Below are 18,433 nucleotides of genomic sequence, written 5' to 3' on the forward strand. Positions count from 1 at the left end.
CACGACGCGGTTTCCAACCGTTAGCGAGCAACTCCAAGGGACGTCAAGCCATGCGTGCTCTCCTTTTCCTCCTCGGAATCACCGTACTTCTCCCATCCACGCTCAGGGCCGTCGATCTCCGCTGCCAAGGGGACCTCATGACCCCAGGCACCATCATGGCCAAGGTGGTGGCCAAATGCGGCCCGCCCCTGACCGAACGCGACGTGGGGGAGGTCTCCTACCTCAATGAACGCCGCCGCGAGCTGCGCAAATTTACAGTAACCGAACTCACCTATGCCGTGCCCGGCGGATTTTACGTCCTGACCTTCGAAGGCGGAATCCTCAAAAAGAGCGAATATGTGTCCCAGTGACGCCCTCCTCATCCGCGTCTGCGGCCTCTGACGCGGCCTTTTGGAGCGAGCCGGGAAGCTCGCCTCCGAGCTCAGCGCCATCCTTGATCCGCTAGCGGTGCAGTTGGTGCCCGCGCCGGAACTGCGCGGGGATATGGAAGTTTGGTTTCGCGATCAGTGCTTGTGGCGTCTGCGCTCAACGCGGCGTTTTCCCAACGCCGAAATCATCATCACCCGCATGGCTGCCGCACAAACGCCCTGACCCCGCCGAAGCGGGGCCAGGAAGATGTTTGGCGGAAGAAGCTTCGTGCTGGCTAGAAGGTGTACCCCACGGAGACGCCAAGCATATGGGCGTGCCCATCGTCGATTTCCCCTTCCAGCACACCGTCTTTGAGGCGGGCATCGATATCGCGGTCCATGATCATCAGATAGGTGTAGTTGAGATCCACAGTCCAGTTGTCCCAGTGGAATCCCAAGCCACCATTGAAGAGGTGGCGGTCATTGGCCGGGACCATGTAGTCGATGCTGTCGTCCGGCACCGGGGACTCGTCGTACACGTAGCCCAAACGCACATCCATCCAGGGGAGCAGGGCATATTCCAGCCCCACGTTGAAGCGCCACGTGTCGTTCCAGTCCTTGATGGAGGAAGTCTGCGTCTTGCCTCCCGGGATGACGGCGTCCGCATAGTTTACGGTCAACGCGTCGTATTTGCTCCACCACGTGTACACGAATCCGGCTTCGATGCTGAGCTTTTCCCACGGGTAGATGGCAAGGCCAAAAGCCAAGGAATCGGGCAAGGTAATCGTTCCCCAAGCGCTCGAATCCCGAAGCCAGGCGTCGAGAGTGGGACTGACGCTCGCCGCGGCGGCATACCCGGCGGAACGGGTAAAATCCGCATCGCCGCGAACCTTCATGGTCACCGGGCTGCGGTAGGTCAGTCCCAGGCGGGCGTAGGGGCAAGGCCGGTAATGGATGCCGGCATTGAAGCCGTAACCCATGCCGTCGGCATCGAGCTTCAAATTGTTGTCTCCTGCCGGGATCGACGACGAGATGGCCCCATTGGCGATCTTCTGTTGCTTGGTGAATGCGAGGTAGGTGGCGTCCAGACCAAAGGCCGCGGACCATTTTTCCGAGATCTGATAGGCCAGCACCGGGGTCACGGACACCGATTTGATGATGGCCTCGTAGGAGTTGTAGCGGCCAGGCCAGTCTTCATCCAACACCGAGCCCAGGCCGAAGCGGGAGAAGGCCCCTACGCCGAGGCTCAGGCGGTCATTGAGCTTGGCTGTGGCGTAGAAATGCGGCGGAATCCACAAGGCGTTTTCGTCCGACGTGGTCCACTGGTTATTCGTGCGCACGTCCATCACCGGATGGATGAAGGTGACACCACCCAGCATTCGAATGCCGTCCAGCTGGGTGATGCCCGCAGGATTGCTGGCAACGGCCGAAGGATCATCGGCCCGGCCCACGGTGGCCCCGCCCAAGGCATTGCCCCGGGCACTCCATTCATAGATCCCAAACCCCGCCGCTGCACCGCTTTGCGCGGCCAGCAGCACCAAGGCGCACGCCAAGAGCACCGCCCGCAATCGCTGCATACTGTCCTCCTCTCCAAAAAATATTGAGCCTTCACTCAAAAAGTAGCGCGGGCGTATAGATGAAGTCTTGCTTTGTCAATGAAAATATATCGAAAGATCCTGAATTGACAACCGGCTTCCCGCCGCGACAACATTGAGCACACACGCAATATGATGCCTCGACGGCCGCAGTGAAAAGCGCTATGTGTTTGGCATGGACAACAAAGAACGCATTCTCCACGCTGCCCGCGAACTTTTTGGCACCCTCGGCTTTGCCGACACCACCTACAAGCGCATCGCCCAGCATCTGGGCATTGCCGAAGGGCTCATCGCCCATTACTTCGGCAACAAAGACAACCTGTTCGTCGCGGTGCAGACCCGCATTCTCCAAGACTTGAGCGAGCGCATGGCCGAAGGCGAGTTCTACGCCCACCACGGCCTCTCCATGCTCCTCAACCAGGCCAAGGCCCTCTTGCGCGCCTCACAAGACCCGCAAAGCGGCTGCCGTGCACTCCTGCGCTGTTCTCCGCTTTTTTCCCTCGAGCACCAAAGCCCGGACGAACGCCTCCTTGCCTGCTGCCAAGCCATGATCCAGCGCGTGCTCACCGCCATCGCCCGCGGCCAAGAAGACGGCAGCATCCGCCGCACCCTGGAGCCCACACTGGCCGCCAGCGTATTTTTCGCCACGGTATTCGGAGCGATCCGCGCCCGGTTGCTCACCCCTGCCCACGGCATCCTCGGCATCGAACCCGGAGATGGCTTCTACGCCGAGATCCTCACCATCCTTGAGCGCTATTTTTCCGCGTCATCTTCGTCCGAACGCGACGGGGCCATGAGATAGGCCACAGCGCATCCCAAGGCAAAACCCGCAAGAGTCAACCACCAAACCACTACCCCCTCCACAAACGCCGGGCCGCGGCTGCAACCAGGACCAACGCCGCCACCAAGGCATTGGCCGCCCAGGCCCCCACCAGGGGTGGCACCAGGCCTTGCTGACCGGCAGAAGAAAAGATCACGAACAGTCCATAGTAGCCAAAAGACGCCACCAAGCCCAAAGCCACCACCGCATAGGGAGAACGCACCGCCCCAGCCACCGCCAGAGCCACCATGGCCATGACCGGGATCGCCACGGATTGGGCGAGTTTCATATGCCACGCGGTCTCCAGGCGTTCCACACCGGCCCCACTTTGGCGCAGCCGCTCGATCTCCTCGCCCAAACGCCACAAGGACACGGACTCCAAACTAGCCTTGGGATCCATGGTCACAAAGCTCTGTGGGTCCATGGCAAGGGGAAGCGTCATGGTCTCCCGGTGGGTTTCAGTCAAGCGGCTCACGTCCACTTCCCGAACCCCGGAGAGCCGCCACGCCCCAGGCTGCGCATCCGCAGCAGCGGCATCCACGATGCGTTGGGGGTGCCCGGCTGCATCCATCAGGTAGACCCGCACACCTTCGCCCCTGCGGGTGACCGGGAAAAGCCGTTGCACCCACACCACGGACTGGTTTTCCCGAAACCAGACGTCCGCAAGAGAACGCTGCTCGAGATTGCGCCCCCGCACCTCCTCGTTCCAAATGCGTTCCGCCAAACCATGCCCCACCACGCCAATTCCTTGGGAAAGCAGGAAGTGCCCGACGGCCAAGCACATGGCATAGACGAGAAATACCCGCTCCCAGCTCCACGGAGAAACCGCTGCAGCGCGCAAGGCAATGAGCTCCCGCGCCCGGCCCATGAGGGCCATCTGCACCCCCACGGCCACGACAACAGCGCCGGGAAAGATCTGGGCCAGGATGAACGGCGAGCGGTACAGCACGTAGAGCCCCAAAAATCGCAAGGGGACCCCGGCCTCCAAGAAATTGTCCAGGCGGTCGAAGACCTCCACAAAGAGGTAGACCCCCAGGCCGATACCCAACACCAAGGCCAGCAAGAAGAGGTTGCGGCGCACGAGAAGCTGCGCCAGCACAGTCATGCCGCCCTCCCAGCGCGACGCCACGTCACAGTGATCCAACGCTCCGTGGCCGCAGCCCGAAGCAGCAACGCGGCAACCACGGCAAAAAGGACACTGGGGGACCACACGCCAACGCCCGGAGCAAGGACCCCGCCTTCGGCCAAAGACATGCCAGCAGAAAGCAGGACATAGTAGAGGAAAAAGACACCCATGCCCACCACCAATCCCCACTGACGGCTGATGCCCGAAAAGACCAGGGCTACAGCCAGCATGGTGAGGCCCAAAAGGAGGCACGCTCCGGCCAAGGCGGGACGCTTGTGCACCTCGATGGCCACCCGACGCGCCAAGTTGGCATCCTCGAGGCTATGGCGCTGGCGGTACAGCTGCCATAACTCCATCCATCCCATCTCCTTGGGCGACACTTCCCCCAGCCGAACTCCGGAAAGCACCCCCGAAAGGTCCAACGACACCACGTAATGGGCAAAACGCACCCGGGAAATACCAGACGCCCCTTCCCGCACCATGGCCCCACGTTCCAGGGCCACCACCAGGCGGCCGGCGGACCGATCCACGGCGAGGCGACCTTGCGGGGCGGTGATGGTGAGCGCCTCGGCCTTGGAGGCGTCGTGCACGAAGACATCGGCCAGCTGGCCTCCAGAGGGACTCACTTCCCGGGCATACATCGTGATCCCCGGCCCCACTTGAGTAAAGACCCCAGGCTGAATGCGGACCATGGTCTGCTGCCGCGCCAGCTCCATGATGGTGTTTCGAAACCGCTCCATCCCCCAGGCCACGCCCCAAAATCCCGCCCATACGGTGATCGCCGCACCCACCAAGCAGACCACGAGGCTTGGAGTCACCAGCGGGCCGATGCCCACGCCTGCAGCCCGCAACGCGACGATCTCCCGGTCCGTGCCCATGCGGGTCACGGTCAAATACACGGCGAGCATGGAGGCAGCAGGAACGAGCACGGTGAGAAAAAACGGCGTCAAATAGAAAAAAAGGCGCAGCATGTGCATGGCGCCCACGCCCTGCACCAAAAAGAGCTCCCGCAATTGGAGCATGCGACCAAGGGTGATAAGCCCCAGGAGCGCCGCAGCAGTCAGGCCGGCTGCCACGAGCATTTCCTGGATCATGACCCGGGTGAGGATCCGCACTACTGCACTTCCCGCCGGCAAGCGATCTGATCCTGATAAATATCAGCGAGCTTCTGCTCTTCCATAGGAGAAAGGTTGAAGCGCATCCCTGCCTCAGTCACCAAGGTGGCCAGGTCCTTGCCGTCTTTGCGGCATTCTTCGATCCAGGCCACGGCCTGGCGCAAATTTTGATCCGTGGGCATGATAGTGCTCATGATATCCTCCCAAAACGAGTACGGACGCCGTGCCCAGCGGACTTGCGGGGCAGAGTCCGGTGTTTTCCACGTGAAGCGGACCGCCCCGTGCTGGGCCGTGGTCCAAAGTGCCACATTGTGGCTGGCAAGCCAATGGCGAACTTCCCGGTGGGGATGACCAAAACGGTTCCACGGCCCGCAAGCGGCCACGGCATGCATGGGGCGCACCTGGGCCCACACGTCAGGGTTCAAGGCGTCCCGAGACCCATGGTGCGGCAGCACGAGTACCTGGGCGGCCAAGGATTTTTCTTGTTCTGCCAGCTGTTCCCAGGCGGTCGCCGGGATATCCCCCGGAAGAATGGCCAGGCCCTGTCCCGCCCAGGTCACACGCAAGACTACACTCTGGGCATTATCCCATGGGCCGAAGGTACTGCCTGGCGGATGCAGCACTTCCAGCACCACTCCGGGCTCCACCTCCAGCCGCTGACCTGCGGCGAGCCTGTGCCTGGGGCCACCCCAACCGTCAAGGGCAAAGCGCAGTCGTCTGCCAGCAGCGCCGTCTCCCAGCGGCCCAGCCTCCCCCCACAACCCCACCCGCATGAGGGAAAGCACCGCCGGCATGCCGCCCAGATGGTCCGTATCGGCATGGGAAACCAGCGCTCCCCAGAGCACCGGCGGCCGCTGCTGCGTAAGCGCCGGCACCACTACCAGCCGCCCCACGTCGTACTTCGAGGTAAAAGCCCCGCCCGCATCCACGAGCACCCGTTTTCCCAAGGGGGTTTCCAACACCACCGCCTGGCTGGATCCGGTATCGAGCACCGTAAGGGACATCCCTTGGGGAACAAAAGCACGTACCTCTGCCCACCCCAAGCTCAGGGCCATAAGCATCATGACGATACGACGGGCGTCGCGCGCCCATGGAAGCAGGAAGACGACGCCCAAGGCCAACCATCCCATCCACGAAGGACGCGGCAGGGCGAACTCTTGCAGCCAGCCCCACGAATCCGCCCACGCCAAAGCATGCTCCAGACCGAGGACGCCCCAGCCGGAAAACTCCAGGGCCAGACGCCCCGCAGTCTCCATCCCGGGGACCAGAGCGAATCCCAACCCCACCATCGCCCACGGCATCACCCACAAGGAAAGCACCGGCAGCCACAGGAGGTTCCACACCACCCCGACGCTGACGCCCCCAAACCAAAAAAGCTGAAGCGGCGCGGTCCCTATGGCCGCAGCAAGGCTTACCCCCGCCAGCCCCAAGAGCCAGCGCAGCAAGCGGGGAACCCGGCGTTTCTTCAAGTGTTGGTTGAAATGTCTTCCCAGCGGCACCAACATCACAATGGCGCTGACCGCGGCAAAGGAAAGCTGCGCGCTCGGCTCCAAGACCCATGCGGGAAAAAGGAGCTCAATGACGGCCACAGCGGCGAATACGGCGTCTTGGGGCCAAAAGCGGCGATAGCGCCACAACATGACGCCTGCCACGCACGCCATGATCCACGCCCGCACCAAGGATGGGCCTGCGCCGCCCAGCCATAGATAGGCCGCACTCCACGGAAGCCCGAAGGCCACGGCCAGCTGCGGCCGAGGCAAATACACCGCCAACCTTGGCCATAGGCGGATGGCCAAACTGGCAAGCCCCAAGCCCATACCCAAAACCACGCCCACATGCAGCCCCGAAAGGGCAAGACTATGGGCCAACCCGGCCCGGCGCACCCGGTCCATGAGTAAAGGCGGCACGAAAAAACGCTCTCCACCCACCACGGCAAGCAACATGCCGCGGGCCTTCTCAGGGCAAAGGGCGGAAAAACGCTCCAAGACCCGAAGGCGCAGGCTTCCCGGACCCCGCACCCAATGTACCGGAACCGCGCCTTGGCTGTAGGCCCGAAACCCCACGCCGCGCCGCAACCACCGCTCCTCCGCCCGGGGAAGGCCAAAATTGGCCCGGCCCCAAAGCGGCCGCAGGCGCAACCGGGCTGCAAACACCGACCCCGGGGCCACTAAATGCGGCGGATTGTCCCAGCTCCAGACCAGATTCGCCCCCAGAGGTCGAGGGCTTCCGTCTGCCCCCAGGGTCTCCACGTCGCCCACTACCAGCAGCATGCGCTCTCCGGGATAGCTTTGCGCGGAAAGGACGGTCCCCCGCACCGACATCGTGCGCGGCCACGAGGGGTCATGGGCATCCACGCAGGCGGGCGCAATGGGAAGCGTCCTCAGGGAAAGGAGAATGCCCAGGACGAGCCCCGCCGCCACATGAACGCGCCGTGGGGTGAGCACGAAGAGCACGACGGCGCAGGCCAGACTCGGCGCCGCCGCGTGCGGGACAAAAACCCCCACCACCCCGGCGAGCACCACCCATTGCCAGGGGAGAAGCGGGAGTAAAAAGGAAGCAAAATCCGGCTTTTTCCACTGTACCATCCATTGCCTCCCGGCCGCTGCTCGGTTAGGAGTTGGCCTATCTTTGCCCCAAGGAGGTCCCATGGATTCCTACTCCGTACTCTTGGTGGACGACGAGCCGGATTTTTTGCGCACCATCGTCAAGCGCCTCACCAAACGCGGTATCCAGGCCACGAGCGCCACCAATGGTGAAGAGGCCCTCGCCATGCTTGCCCAAGAGCCCCGGGACGTGGTGGTCTTGGACGTGAAGATGCCGGGCATGGATGGGCTGAACGTCCTTCGCCGCATCAAAGCTGCCTGGCCGGATACGGAAGTCATCATACTCACCGGGCATGCCAGCATCGAAACCGCTATGGAAGGCATGTCGTGCGGCGCTATGGACTATCTCATGAAACCCGCAGACCTGGAAGACCTCATCTACAAGCTCGAAGACGCGGTACGAAAAAAGCGTTTGCGCACCTGCCGACCATGAACCCCTTTTTCGACCCCCAAGACCACGCCCTCCTGGAACTGGTGGAGGACGTCCTCTCCCGAGCGAGCCGACCACGGAGCCTCTCCTCCCTCATGGCGCCGGCCCTGCATCCCCACGGCATCAAAGAGCTGGCCGCGCCTCGAGGACTGCGCATCGCCTACGCCGTGGCCAGCCTCTTGGGGTCCCTTGCCGGAGACAAGGCGCCGGAGCGTCTGGCGGCCCTCACCATGCTCCGTGATGAAGTGCTCCTCACCGCGGACGTGCGCCTGCCCCGCAATACCGCCCGGGTGCTCATGCAGATCATGAAAGATCTCATCCGCCACCGGGGCGATACCGCCACCCAATTGCGTCTTGCCCATGCCTTCCGGGCCGTGTCCACCGGTCGTCCTCGGGAAGTGCAGCGGGCCCTTGCCCGCTACCATCTCCTCGAGATGCCCGAAGACTGGAATCAAGTCGCCTTCGACGACCACGTGCACGACGCCAACACCAAAGGCCGCAAAACGCCGACGCACCTGGTCATGGACGCGTGGATCAAGGGAATCCGCCACCTCACGGTAGTGTATTACAATTTCGTGGCCCCAGAAGTGGCTGAAGAGCTCCTGCAGGCCGCCGCCATTTTGGGCATGACGGTACGCATCGGCATCGAGGTCCGCGCCCGCTTCCGCGATCTCTACGCCCGCTTCACCTGGGAGCCCTTCCAATCGCCGGATCCCGAATCCTTCCGTCGTTTTCTCGCCGCCCCCGCCGTGCAGTCCTTCATGGAAGCCGGCCGCCAGGTCTCCCTCTACCACCAGCGCTACGTGTTTGGCGCCCTCGATGCGTACAACACCACGCATCGCAAAGCCATCGGCGAAGTCATCGGCCTGACCCCTCCCGCCATATCCCAGGAGCACTTTCTCCAATTCGTCGGCGAAGGGCAGCCGTCGCTGCTGCACCTGGCCCGCTGCATCGAAATCAGCCTGTATGAAGCTGCGGCCGCGCAGCCGTCTGCCCAGAGACATGCCCGTGTCCCCTTGGAAGAGGTAGATCCCGAATATCTCATCCATCATTATCTCCAGCCCTGCCGCAATCCGCACCTCCACGATCCCACGCAACCGTCCGACGACCCGGAAGTACCGGAGCTCTTGCAGCGCTCCCCCAAAGAACTCTTGGAGAACCTCGCCGAGCTCCAACCTGCATCGCGCTTTGTCCTCAACCCAAGCAACCTGTCGGTCGCCGACGTGCTGGAGATCATCGCCCAATGCGAAGGGCTGGTCACGGACATGGAAATCTACAGCCTCAAGACTCTGGCCGGCGGACGGCCGGTGGACGAGTCCTGCGCCGAGGCCGTGGACATCACCAGTCCGCAGCGCGTCTCTCAGCGCTTGGCGGAACTCCAGCAGGCCCTGGGGGACGAACACATCATCGCGCTCAAGCGGGTGGTGCGCGGCATCGTCTGGGACTATCATCAGGAGCGTGAAGCCGCTTCCCGACGCGTTTCCCAGGCAGATACCGACGCCGAGCGCAAAACGCTCGAGGCCGAGCTCGCGGCCATGACCAGGCGCTGTGAGGACTTGCTTGCGATTTTGGAGCATCTGCCCGCCCTCCATCAGGCATACGCCGGCCGCCCCATGGGCGTGCGCATAGGCAGCAGTTCCACCGGACAATCACGACGCTTCTACGGCATGGGGTTGGCGGTGGCCGAAACCTTGCCCGCGCGCGCCCAAGCCGCCATCCATGACCCCCGAAATCCCCAGCGGCTCCGGCTTCCTTTGCGGGCCCACCTGGTGCGCCACCTGCGCCAGCCCGTGGGATACGGCAAGCTTTCCTGGGCAGCGCGTCTTTTGGGACTGCTTCCGCCGCCGTCCCTTTCGTGGGAGGTGGAACGCTTGGCGTGGAGCGACACCCCCGGCAACGTGGTGACCTTGGGCGGCCTGGGGGGCGGCAGAGAGCCCGAAGTCCCCATGCAGGGGCGTTGGGATTCCTTGAATTCCCACCTGAAAAACATCCTCAAGGTATGCATCGGCTTTATCCCCGCTTTCTTCACCTTTGCCCTTACCAAGGACTGGTGGGTGCTCGCCTACGGCGGCGCATTCATCTGGTTTGCCATCACCGGGGTGCGCAACGTGGTACAGACCGTACTCGGCGGCGGCGGACTCAAGCGCCCAAGCGAACTGCCCTGGCGATCGCTCATCAGCGCCAACCGCATTGCAGACTCCCTGCTCTTTACCGGTTTTTCCGTGCCGCTCCTCGATTACCTCGTCAAAACCCTGCTGCTCCACCATGGTCTGGGCATCACGGTGGCCAGCCACCCCATACTCCTCTATGCCATCATGGCCGCGGCCAACGGGCTGTATATCTTTTCCCACAATCTGTGGCGGGGCCTGCCCCGATCTGCAGCCATAGGCAACCTCTTCCGTTCCATTCTCTCCATCCCTGTGGCGCTCCTGTACAATAGTATCGCGGAAGGCGTCCTCCTCGCTACAGGCACCGCCGACCCCGACACCATCCTCCAGGCCGCAGCCGCCATCCTCTCCAAGCTCGCCTCCGACACCGTCGCCGGTGGCATCGAGGGGCTGGCCGACCGCAACGCCAACATCGCCATGCGCCTGCGGGACTACCGCACCAAGTTCACCATGCTCTTCAATACCTTCGCCCGACTGGACGCCCTCTTTCCCGAAGAAGACGTGCTCGAGATGCTCCAAACGCCCAAGGCAGTCCTCGACACGCTCAATCTCGAGGCGCAGGAACTCGAGCAGGCGCTCATCGTCAACGCCTTGGACCTCATGTACTTCTGGTACTACCAGCCCCGGGCGAGAAGCGCCTTGCGGCAGATGGCGCGCACCATGACGCAGGAAGAGTGGCTGATCTTCTTCCGTTCCCAATTGGTACTCAAACGGTTTCGGGAAATCAGCCGTATGCTCGTGGACGGCCTGGTGGGGAAGAATTTTTCCAAAGCCCTGGCCTTTTATCTGGACCGGTATGAATCTTACCTGCGGGACATGGAACGACTCGGCGCGTGGCGCCGCCTGCATGCTCCGGCACGGGACAGCGCATAGGAGCTGCCATGGGCATTATACGCGCCATCCAAAGCCTTCTTAGCCGGACCCCACCGCCTTTGCCTGCGGCCGACGCCGAGGATCAGGAAGCCATCTTCCGGGCTCGCTACGAAAACTTCCAGCGCCTGCTTGCCGCCAACAACGCCAGTCTCGACCTCATGGCCGCCCTGGAGGCCGCCCTGCACGGCGAGCGCCATTTCGGCATGTATTTTCTGCGCTCCACGGTGACGGCCCTACTCACCAAGGTCTACAGCATGGTGGAGCGCCTGCGCGCCCTGGCCCCAGAACGCTACCCCGACCTCCCACCCGCCTTCCACGCCGTTGCCGAAGAGATCCGCACCCGCTTGGCCCCCCGGAAGGTGGTGGGCACTTCGGCCTTGGTCCTTGATCTCCACGAACTTTCCGCCGCCATGGCCGACGACGTAGGCGCCAAGATGGCCCACTTGGGAGAACTTCGGCGTCTCAGCATCCCGGTGCCCGACGGCTTTGCCATTACCGCTGCGGCCTGCCAGACGTTTTTCCGGCATAACGGCCTGGGCGAAGAAATCGCCTGCATGGTCCAGTCCCACGCCATGGGTGGCGCCCTCTTTGACGTGGAAGCCACCAGCAAGACACCGGCATTCTCCATTTTGGACATCTGCACGCGCATCCAGGCCAAAATCCTCGACGCGCCGGTTCCGGAAGAAGTCCAGCAGGCCATCTTCGATGGATACGCCCGCCTCAAGGCGCGGCTGGGATACGCCCCACGCGTGGCCCTGCGTTCCAGCGCTGTGGGCGAAGACGCCGCCGGAGCCAGCTTCGCAGGTCAGCACCGCTCGCTCTTGAACTTGACGGAAGAAAGCCTCCTGGACGCCTACAAAGAAATCCTCGCCAGCAAGTATTCACCCCATGCCACGGTATACCGACATCGTAAGGGGATCCGCGAAGACGAGGTCTTCATGGCCGTGGGCTGTCTCGTCATGGTGGACGCTGCGGCCGGCGGCGTGGCCTATTCTCGCAGCCCGGTGGATCCCCACAACACCCACGTGCACATCACCGCGGCCCTGGGTGCCGCCAAGGGCGTCGTGGACGGCAGTGCGCCCACGGATCAGTACCAGGTGACGCGGGAAGACCCGCCTCGTCTTGCGGTCAGGGACATCGCGGAAAAATCCTGGCGCATCGTCCAAGCAGCCACCGAAGGCGTGCGCAGAGAGGCGGTGGAGGAAAGCGCCCGCACCCGCCCCTGCCTTACCGACTCGCAAGCCATAGAACTCGCCCGCATGGTGCTTTTCCTGGAGGACCATTACGGCACGGCCCAAGATGTGGAATGGGTGCTCACCCCCACCAACGAACTTGTCGTCCTCCAGGCCCGTCCCTTGGAAATCCGGGCCGAGGCGACGCAACCCGATACCGTGGCGCCAGCAGCCATCACGACTCCTGCGCGCATCTGCGGCGGCCAGACCGTAAGTCCCGGAGCGGGATGCGGTCCGGTGCACATCCTCCGCAACAACGTGGACATGCTCACCGTCCCCCAGGGCGCCGTACTGGTGTGTGCGGACGCGCTGCCCAAATGGGCGGCCGTACTCCCCCAGGCCAGCGCCGTGGTGAGCGAGCGCGGCAGCACCGCCGGGCACCTGGGCACCGTGGCACGGGAGTTCCGCATCCCGGCCCTCTTTGGCGTCCCGGAAGCGACGGCCTTACTCGCCCCAGGGGAAATCGTGACGGTCGATGCCTCCACCACCTGCATCTACCCAGGCCGTGTGGAAGCCCTGCTTGCCCAAAAACCCGCCCCGCCGCCTCTGGCAGGCTCTCCCGTGTACCAAACCCTAGAGCGACTGGCCGAGGTCATTTTGCCCCTCACCCTCACCGACCCGGACAGCCCGCGGTTTCGGGCCAAGAACTGCACCACCCTCCACGATATCACCCGTTTTTGTCACGAAAAGGCCGTTACCGAGATGTTCGCCTTTGGTCGGGATCATCCCTTTTCGCCGCGGGCAAGCAAACAGCTCAAAACCGTGGTCCCCATGCAGTGGTGGGTGCTCAACCTCGATGACGGCTTTACCCGAGAGGTCACAGGACGTTATGTGGATCTGGCCTCCATCGCCAGCATCCCCATGCTTGCCCTATGGCGGGGAATCGTGGCCTTTCCCTGGGAAGGGCCACCGAGCCTCGATGGCCGCGGCTTCATGTCCGTCCTTTTCCAAAGCGCCACCAACCCCAACCTGGAGCCCGGGGCCGCCTCCCAATACGCCACCAAGAACTATTTCGTCATCGCCCGGCATTTTTGCTCCATGCAATGCCGCTTCGGCTACCACTTCACGTCCGTGGAGACCATGGCCGGCCCCCGGCCGCGGGAAAACTACATCCGCTTCCAATTCAAAGGCGGGGCTGCCGACGAAACCCGCCGCGCCCGCCGCGCCCGGCTGGTGGCAGAACTCCTCGACGCCTTCCACTTCCAAACCCAGGTGCGCGGCGACAATCTCGCGGCGCGCATGGACGACTGCGAGGCGGCGTTCATCGAAAAGCATTTGGAACTGCTCGGACATCTCATCATGCACACCCGACAGTTGGACATGATCATGGCCCAAGAAGACCTGGTCGCGGCCTACCGCGAGCGACTTCTTGCGCAAATGCGCTGGCTCTACGAACAGCCTTTGCCCACCCCTGTTTCCAGCGCCTAACCCGAAAAACCACCGCACCACACTTGGAGAACCACCATGCACGACGAACACCGTGACGCCCCCCGACAAATCCTGTTGCGCGGGGTCCTCGTAGGCGGCGCCCTGGGGATGATCGCCCGCTGGTTCGGCTATGAGCCGGCCAAGGCCTTTTTCCTGGCCGTCATCTGCGGACTTCTCGCCGCAGGGACCCGCATTGCGCTTTTGCGACGCCGGAAAAAATAACCTTCCTTCCCCTCGGATTCACAAAAGACTTGTTTTTTCCGCCGGGTTGCGGCAACAGTGCGGGCATTCCGTACGCATCAGGAGGCGCCTATGTTTCGAAAGTTCTCCTTTCAGATCAAACTCCAAAGCGTCGTAGGCGTGCTCATGCTGGCCGCCGTAGTCGTATCGTCCTCCATTATCTTCGTACATGTGCGCGACGGGGCCGTGCGCCTCGGCAAGGCCATGTCGCAAAACATGGTAGACCAACTCGCAGGCGCCATCCGCCTCTATACCGAAAGCACCCGCGTCCGCCTCAAGGCCACTTCCGATGCAGCCCAGCTCCTGATTGAACCCAGCGAAGTTGGTCCGGGCTACGATTCCGCTTTTCTCGTGGCAGACCGCATCCGTCTCCAATACGATACGCTCGCCAGTATCTACGCCCGCACCCCATCAGGATTTGTTCTGGTCTCCACCAATCGTGAAGTGCAGGGGAAACGACCTGTGGGGGAAGCCCTTGCCAATGCCTACGCCGCGCAGGCCCTTGCCGATGGGCGTCCAGTGGAGGGCGAAGAAGTCATCGATGGAGAGATGCGCCTCGTGGAATATCGCCCCATCTTCTGGGAAGGTCGGGTGGCGGGGGCGCTTCTTACCGCCAAGCGGATACTCACTCCCGCGCTCCTCCAGCTTTTGGGACACACGGCTATCGAGGGCAAAGGATATCCTTTCATCCTCGATGCCCAAGGCATCCTCGTGTACCATCCCCGCAAGGACCTTGTCGGTCATCCTGCGGCAGAATTCCTCCCTATGGCTTCCCAACTGCTTGCTGCGCAAGACGGCATCGTCGAATACTCCTGGAACGGAGTGGACAAGATCGCGGCCAAACACTCCGTGCCCGCCATTGGCTGGAATGTTTTCTTCATCATGACTGCGGCGGAGACATTGCATGGGCTCGATCAAGCAATCCTGAGGTCTGCGGGCATGGGCATGGCGGCGGCGGCGCTTCTCGCCTTCATCACGCTACTCGTCCTCATCCCCCTGCTCCTTGCCCCCATCCGGCGCATGGCGGCGGCGGCCAAAGATATCGCCAGCGGCCACTATGACGTGCACATCGATTACAGCGCCCGGGATGCCATCGGCGCCACCGCTGAGGCCATCCACCATATGGCGGCCACTATCAAGGAGCGCATGGGCTTTACCCAAGGAGTGATCGAGTCCATCAAAATACCGAACGTCATCTGTGGTCCCGATGCCACGGTCGTACGCTGCAACCAAGCCATGCTCGACGTTTTAGAAATCCCAGGCGCCCCTGAAGACTGGGAGGGCAAAGACGTCAATCGCCTCATCTTCGGCGATGCGCCCGGAGAGAGCGTTGCCGCGCAGGTGGCCAGGGATCGCCAGGCGCGCTTGGGTGTAGAGCGGACGTTTACCACTCGCACCGGGAAAACCATCCACGTGCGCATCGACTGCACTCCCCTGTTCGATCTCGACGGCAATTTTTTGGGCTCCTCCTCCATCTGGATGGACCTCACGGACATCGTTCGGGCCAAGGAAGCCATTGAGGCGAGCCAAAAGCGGCTGCTGGCCGTGGCAGGACAAGTGGATTCCCTGACCCAGCACATCGCCACCGCCACCGACGAGCTGGCCGCCCAGGTGGAACAAGTCTCACGCGGAACCGATGTGCAGCGCGACCGTACCGCGGCGACAGCCACGGCCATGGAAGAGATGAACGCCACGGTGCTCGAAGTGGCCAAACACGCAGCCGAAGCCGTGCGCGGCTCGCAAGAGGTGCAGGAGAAAAGCCACGAGGGCAACCAGGCCGTGGAACGGGTTATCGAGGCCATGGCGGCAGTCCGCGAAAGAGCATCGGTCCTCGCCCAAGAGATCAACGCCCTCGGCTCCAAGGCTGCGGACATCCGCTCCATTGTGGACGTCATCGCCGACATCGCCGATCAAACCAATTTGCTTGCCCTCAACGCCGCCATCGAGGCGGCCCGGGCCGGAGACGCGGGCCGAGGCTTTGCCGTGGTGGCCGACGAAGTCCGCAAGCTCGCCGAGCGCACTATGGCGGCCACCGGTCAGGTCACCCAATCCATCGAGGCCATCACCAGCGGAGTTGGCCACAACGTCCACAGCATGGCCCAGGTGTCCCAGGCGGTCGATACCGCCAACCAGCTCGCAGCACAGGCGGGAGAAACCCTCATGGCCATTGCCCGCATCGCCGAATTGGCCATGAGCCAAATCACCTCCATCGCCACGGCTGCCGAAGAACAGTCCGCCACCTCGGAAGAGGTCAACCGCTCGGTGGCGGAGATTTCCACCATCGCCAGCGAAGCAGCCCAGGCCATGACCCAATCCGCGCAGGCCGTGAGCGACCTTGCGCAGCAGGTGGGGGCATTGCGCGAGCTCGTGGCATCCCTCAAGGCATAACCTCAACCCGTGTTCCAAGGAGTTGTCATGAACAAGAGCGATCTCATCCAAGCCCTGGCGGAGCGCGTGGGCATTACCCACGACGAGGCCACCATGACCGTGGAGACCTTTTTCGAGGCCGTCCGCGACGCCATGCTCCGCGGTGACCGTGTGGAACTCCGGGGATTTGGCAGCTTCAAGATCAAACACTACGACGGATACACGGGCCGCAACCCCAAAACCGGCGAACCCGTGGAAGTACGCCCCAAACGCCTGCCCTTCTTCAAGGCGGGCAAAGGGCTGGTGGACGCGGTGAACGACCGATGATGCCTCCGGTCCCCACAGCAGTGCGTCGGGTGGCCGCCATCCATGACCTCTCCGGGTTTGGCGGCGGCTCTTTGGCAGCCGCCATTCCTATTTTATCGTCCATGGGATTCCAGGTTTGTGCCCTCCCCACGGCCCTGCTCTCCACCCATACCGGGGGGTTCACCGGCTTTCATTTTCGGGACCTCACCGATGACATGGCAGCCATCCTCGCCCATTGGCAGGAGTTGAAGCTCCGCTTTGCCGCCATCTACTCAGGATTTCTCGGATCCCCGGAACAAATCCGCATCGTCCAGGAAGCCTGCGCCACGGTGGGCAAAGACGCCCTCATCGTGGTGGATCCTGTGCTCGGAGACAACGGCGCCCTCTATCCTACCATGGACGATGCCATGGTTGCCGGCATGCGCAAGCTCGCTGCCCATGCCCATGTGATTACTCCCAACGTCACCGAGGCCGCACTGCTCCTTGGCGAACCCCTGGACATGGTTTCCGCCCTCCCCACACAGGTCATCAAGGACTGGGCAAGGCGCCTGGCGGCCACAGGTCCGTGCTGGGTGGTACTCACCGGACTTCCCGCCGCGGCCCCGGATCGCACCCAAACCGTGGCCTACGACCGCCGCACGGACAAATTCTGGCGCGTGGAATGTGACTACGTGCCCGCAAGCTACCCAGGCACCGGAGACATGTTCGCCAGCGTGCTCACCGGCGCCCTGCTCCAGGGCGATTCACTCCCCATTGCCCTGGACCGGGCAGTGCACTTCGTGGCCCTGGCCATTCGCGCCACTTTCGGGCATGGTGCCCCGGAGCGCGAAGGGGTGCTCCTTGAGCGCGTGCTCCCCAGTCTTGCCGCCCCAGTGAGCATAAGCAGTTACCAGCTCCTCTGAACCCCATCCACTGCCCGCTTGGCATCGCCCAAAAACAGCGATACGCACCGCACTTGCCGTCGGAACGCCATACGAGCCGTGAGAACAACCATCATGCGGAATTTCCTCTCCCGCCTCGGCGCGGGAACCATATCTCTCGTGGAGCATCTGGGCCGCTACGCGCTTTTTTGCCTTCACGCTCTCCTGCAACCGTTGCGGCCACGACGGCTGTGGGGAAAGACCATCGCCCAAATAGCGTTCATCGGCGCGGGATCCTTGGGGATCGTCGCCCTGGTGGCACTTTTTACCGGCATGGTCCTTGGACTCCAAGGCTACTACACCCTCATCAAATTCAGCGCTGAAGGGGCCCTGGGCACGGTGGTGGCGCTGTCTTTGGTGCGGGAACTCGGACCGGTGCTCACCGCCATCATGGTGGTGGCGCGGGCAGGCTCCAGTACCGCTGCGGAGCTGGGCATCATGCGTATTTCAGAACAGATCGACGCCCTGGAGACCATGGATATCGATCCCGTGCGTCATTTGGTCACTCCCCGCCTGGTGGCGGCCCTCGCCGCCTTTCCCCTGCTCACCGCGGTCTTCGACGTGGTGGGCATCTTCGGCGGCTACCTGGCGGCGCACCTGCTTTCCTCCCGGGCAGGCATCTACTTCAGCAAGATCCAATCCACTTTGGTGCTCTCCGACATCTCCGGCGGGTTCATCAAGGCGGTGGTTTTTGGCTTTCTGGTCATGAGTGTCTGCTGCTATTGCGGTTTTCATACCCATCTGCGCCGGGACAGCGCCGGGGCCCGGGGGGTGAGCGCATCCACCACCTCGGCGGTGGTGCAGTCGTGCGTGTACGTGCTTATGGCGGACTACGCCATCACCTCTTTCCTCATGTAGTGTGC

15 protein-coding genes are annotated in these 18,433 nt (G+C 62.9%); 11 read left to right on the plus strand and 4 right to left on the minus strand.

The window, feature by feature from the left end:
- The first annotated feature begins 50 nt into the window (after window positions 1–50).
- Together BR00_RS02525 and BR00_RS02530 are read left to right on the plus strand one after the other, a co-directional pair.
- Window positions 51–350: a DUF2845 domain-containing protein gene (locus tag BR00_RS02525; protein WP_496476048.1), complete on the plus strand. Its 300-nt coding sequence runs from the start codon at window positions 51–53 to the stop codon at window positions 348–350.
- A gap of 40 nt (window positions 351–390) precedes the next feature.
- Window positions 391–591, plus strand: a complete 201-nt coding sequence (locus BR00_RS02530) for an Rdx family protein (RefSeq protein ID WP_496476049.1) — start codon at window positions 391–393, stop codon at window positions 589–591.
- Between the two features lie 52 nt (window positions 592–643).
- On the opposite strand, the gene BR00_RS02535 is transcribed toward BR00_RS02530, so the two are convergent.
- Window positions 644–1,924 carry an OmpP1/FadL family transporter gene (locus BR00_RS02535; protein WP_496476050.1) on the minus strand — a complete coding sequence of 427 codons (1,281 nt, stop codon included), beginning with the start codon at window positions 1,922–1,924 and terminating at the stop codon, window positions 644–646.
- Between the two features lie 193 nt (window positions 1,925–2,117).
- On the opposite strand from BR00_RS02535, the gene BR00_RS02540 reads away from it, so the two are divergent.
- Entirely contained in the window at window positions 2,118–2,744 is a 627-nt protein-coding gene (locus tag BR00_RS02540) for a TetR/AcrR family transcriptional regulator (protein ID WP_496476051.1), read from the plus strand.
- Window positions 2,745–2,793: 49 nt separating this feature from the next.
- Here BR00_RS02540 and BR00_RS02545 read toward each other — a convergent pair whose 3' ends face one another.
- From BR00_RS02545 to BR00_RS02555, 3 genes are read right to left on the minus strand one after another with little or no spacing between them, the layout of a single operon-like run.
- Entirely contained in the window at window positions 2,794–3,867 is a 1,074-nt protein-coding gene (locus BR00_RS02545) for an LptF/LptG family permease (RefSeq protein WP_496476052.1), read from the minus strand.
- Window positions 3,864–5,003: an LptF/LptG family permease gene (locus BR00_RS02550; RefSeq protein WP_496476053.1), complete on the minus strand. Its 1,140-nt coding sequence runs from the start codon at window positions 5,001–5,003 to the stop codon at window positions 3,864–3,866. The genes BR00_RS02545 and BR00_RS02550 overlap by 4 nt, the downstream gene beginning before the upstream one ends.
- Window positions 5,003–7,588, minus strand: a complete 2,586-nt coding sequence (locus BR00_RS02555; protein ID WP_496476054.1) for a DNA internalization-related competence protein ComEC/Rec2 — start codon at window positions 7,586–7,588, stop codon at window positions 5,003–5,005. The genes BR00_RS02550 and BR00_RS02555 overlap by 1 nt, the downstream gene beginning before the upstream one ends.
- A gap of 61 nt (window positions 7,589–7,649) precedes the next feature.
- Here BR00_RS02555 and BR00_RS02560 point away from each other — a divergent pair, with 61 nt between their 5' ends.
- The 8 genes from BR00_RS02560 (at window position 7,650) to BR00_RS02595 (ending at window position 18,428) form a co-directional block, all read left to right on the plus strand.
- Window positions 7,650–8,039, plus strand: a complete 390-nt coding sequence (locus tag BR00_RS02560) for a sigma-54-dependent transcriptional regulator (RefSeq protein ID WP_496476055.1) — start codon at window positions 7,650–7,652, stop codon at window positions 8,037–8,039.
- The gene (locus BR00_RS02565) at window positions 8,036–11,077 is read left to right on the plus strand and encodes a hypothetical protein (RefSeq protein ID WP_496476056.1); all 3,042 of its coding nucleotides are present in this window, start codon (window positions 8,036–8,038) and stop codon (window positions 11,075–11,077) included. The genes BR00_RS02560 and BR00_RS02565 overlap by 4 nt, the downstream gene beginning before the upstream one ends.
- An 8-nt stretch (window positions 11,078–11,085) precedes the next feature.
- On the plus strand, window positions 11,086–13,737 hold the full coding sequence (locus BR00_RS02570) for a PEP/pyruvate-binding domain-containing protein (RefSeq protein ID WP_496476057.1): 2,652 nt from the start codon (window positions 11,086–11,088) through the stop codon (window positions 13,735–13,737).
- A gap of 36 nt (window positions 13,738–13,773) precedes the next feature.
- Window positions 13,774–13,959, plus strand: coding sequence for a hypothetical protein (locus BR00_RS02575; protein WP_496476058.1), 186 nt, complete (start codon window positions 13,774–13,776; stop codon window positions 13,957–13,959).
- 90 nt (window positions 13,960–14,049) lie between these two features.
- Entirely contained in the window at window positions 14,050–16,365 is a 2,316-nt protein-coding gene (locus BR00_RS02580) for a methyl-accepting chemotaxis protein (RefSeq protein ID WP_496476059.1), read from the plus strand.
- 27 nt (window positions 16,366–16,392) lie between these two features.
- The gene (locus BR00_RS02585) at window positions 16,393–16,671 is read left to right on the plus strand and encodes an HU family DNA-binding protein (protein ID WP_496476060.1); all 279 of its coding nucleotides are present in this window, start codon (window positions 16,393–16,395) and stop codon (window positions 16,669–16,671) included.
- The gene (locus tag BR00_RS02590; RefSeq protein WP_496476061.1) at window positions 16,668–17,552 is read left to right on the plus strand and encodes a pyridoxamine kinase; all 885 of its coding nucleotides are present in this window, start codon (window positions 16,668–16,670) and stop codon (window positions 17,550–17,552) included. Before BR00_RS02585 ends, BR00_RS02590 begins: the two co-directional genes overlap by 4 nt.
- Window positions 17,553–17,645: 93 nt before the next feature.
- On the plus strand, window positions 17,646–18,428 hold the full coding sequence (locus BR00_RS02595) for an MlaE family ABC transporter permease (protein WP_496476062.1): 783 nt from the start codon (window positions 17,646–17,648) through the stop codon (window positions 18,426–18,428).
- Window positions 18,429–18,433: the final 5 nt, after the last annotated feature.

Source organism: Thermodesulfomicrobium thermophilum DSM 16697, assembly GCF_059568695.1.

What these genes read in the sequence shown, in the direction of transcription:
- BR00_RS02590 (WP_496476061.1), top strand. Translation starts at nt 16,668, where the DNA reads ATGATGCCTCCGGTCCCCACAGCAGTGCGTCGGGTGGCCGCCATCCAT.
- BR00_RS02575 (WP_496476058.1), top strand. Translation starts at nt 13,774, where the DNA reads ATGCACGACGAACACCGTGACGCCCCCCGACAAATCCTGTTGCGCGGG.
- BR00_RS02545 (WP_496476052.1), bottom strand. Translation starts at nt 3,867, where the DNA reads ATGACTGTGCTGGCGCAGCTTCTCGTGCGCCGCAACCTCTTCTTGCTG.
- BR00_RS02570 (WP_496476057.1), top strand. Translation starts at nt 11,086, where the DNA reads ATGGGCATTATACGCGCCATCCAAAGCCTTCTTAGCCGGACCCCACCG.
- BR00_RS02555 (WP_496476054.1), bottom strand. Translation starts at nt 7,588, where the DNA reads ATGGTACAGTGGAAAAAGCCGGATTTTGCTTCCTTTTTACTCCCGCTT.
- BR00_RS02525 (WP_496476048.1), top strand. Translation starts at nt 51, where the DNA reads ATGCGTGCTCTCCTTTTCCTCCTCGGAATCACCGTACTTCTCCCATCC.
- BR00_RS02540 (WP_496476051.1), top strand. Translation starts at nt 2,118, where the DNA reads ATGGACAACAAAGAACGCATTCTCCACGCTGCCCGCGAACTTTTTGGC.
- BR00_RS02565 (WP_496476056.1), top strand. Translation starts at nt 8,036, where the DNA reads ATGAACCCCTTTTTCGACCCCCAAGACCACGCCCTCCTGGAACTGGTG.
- BR00_RS02560 (WP_496476055.1), top strand. Translation starts at nt 7,650, where the DNA reads ATGGATTCCTACTCCGTACTCTTGGTGGACGACGAGCCGGATTTTTTG.
- BR00_RS02595 (WP_496476062.1), top strand. Translation starts at nt 17,646, where the DNA reads ATGCGGAATTTCCTCTCCCGCCTCGGCGCGGGAACCATATCTCTCGTG.
- BR00_RS02535 (WP_496476050.1), bottom strand. Translation starts at nt 1,924, where the DNA reads ATGCAGCGATTGCGGGCGGTGCTCTTGGCGTGCGCCTTGGTGCTGCTG.
- BR00_RS02585 (WP_496476060.1), top strand. Translation starts at nt 16,393, where the DNA reads ATGAACAAGAGCGATCTCATCCAAGCCCTGGCGGAGCGCGTGGGCATT.
- BR00_RS02580 (WP_496476059.1), top strand. Translation starts at nt 14,050, where the DNA reads ATGTTTCGAAAGTTCTCCTTTCAGATCAAACTCCAAAGCGTCGTAGGC.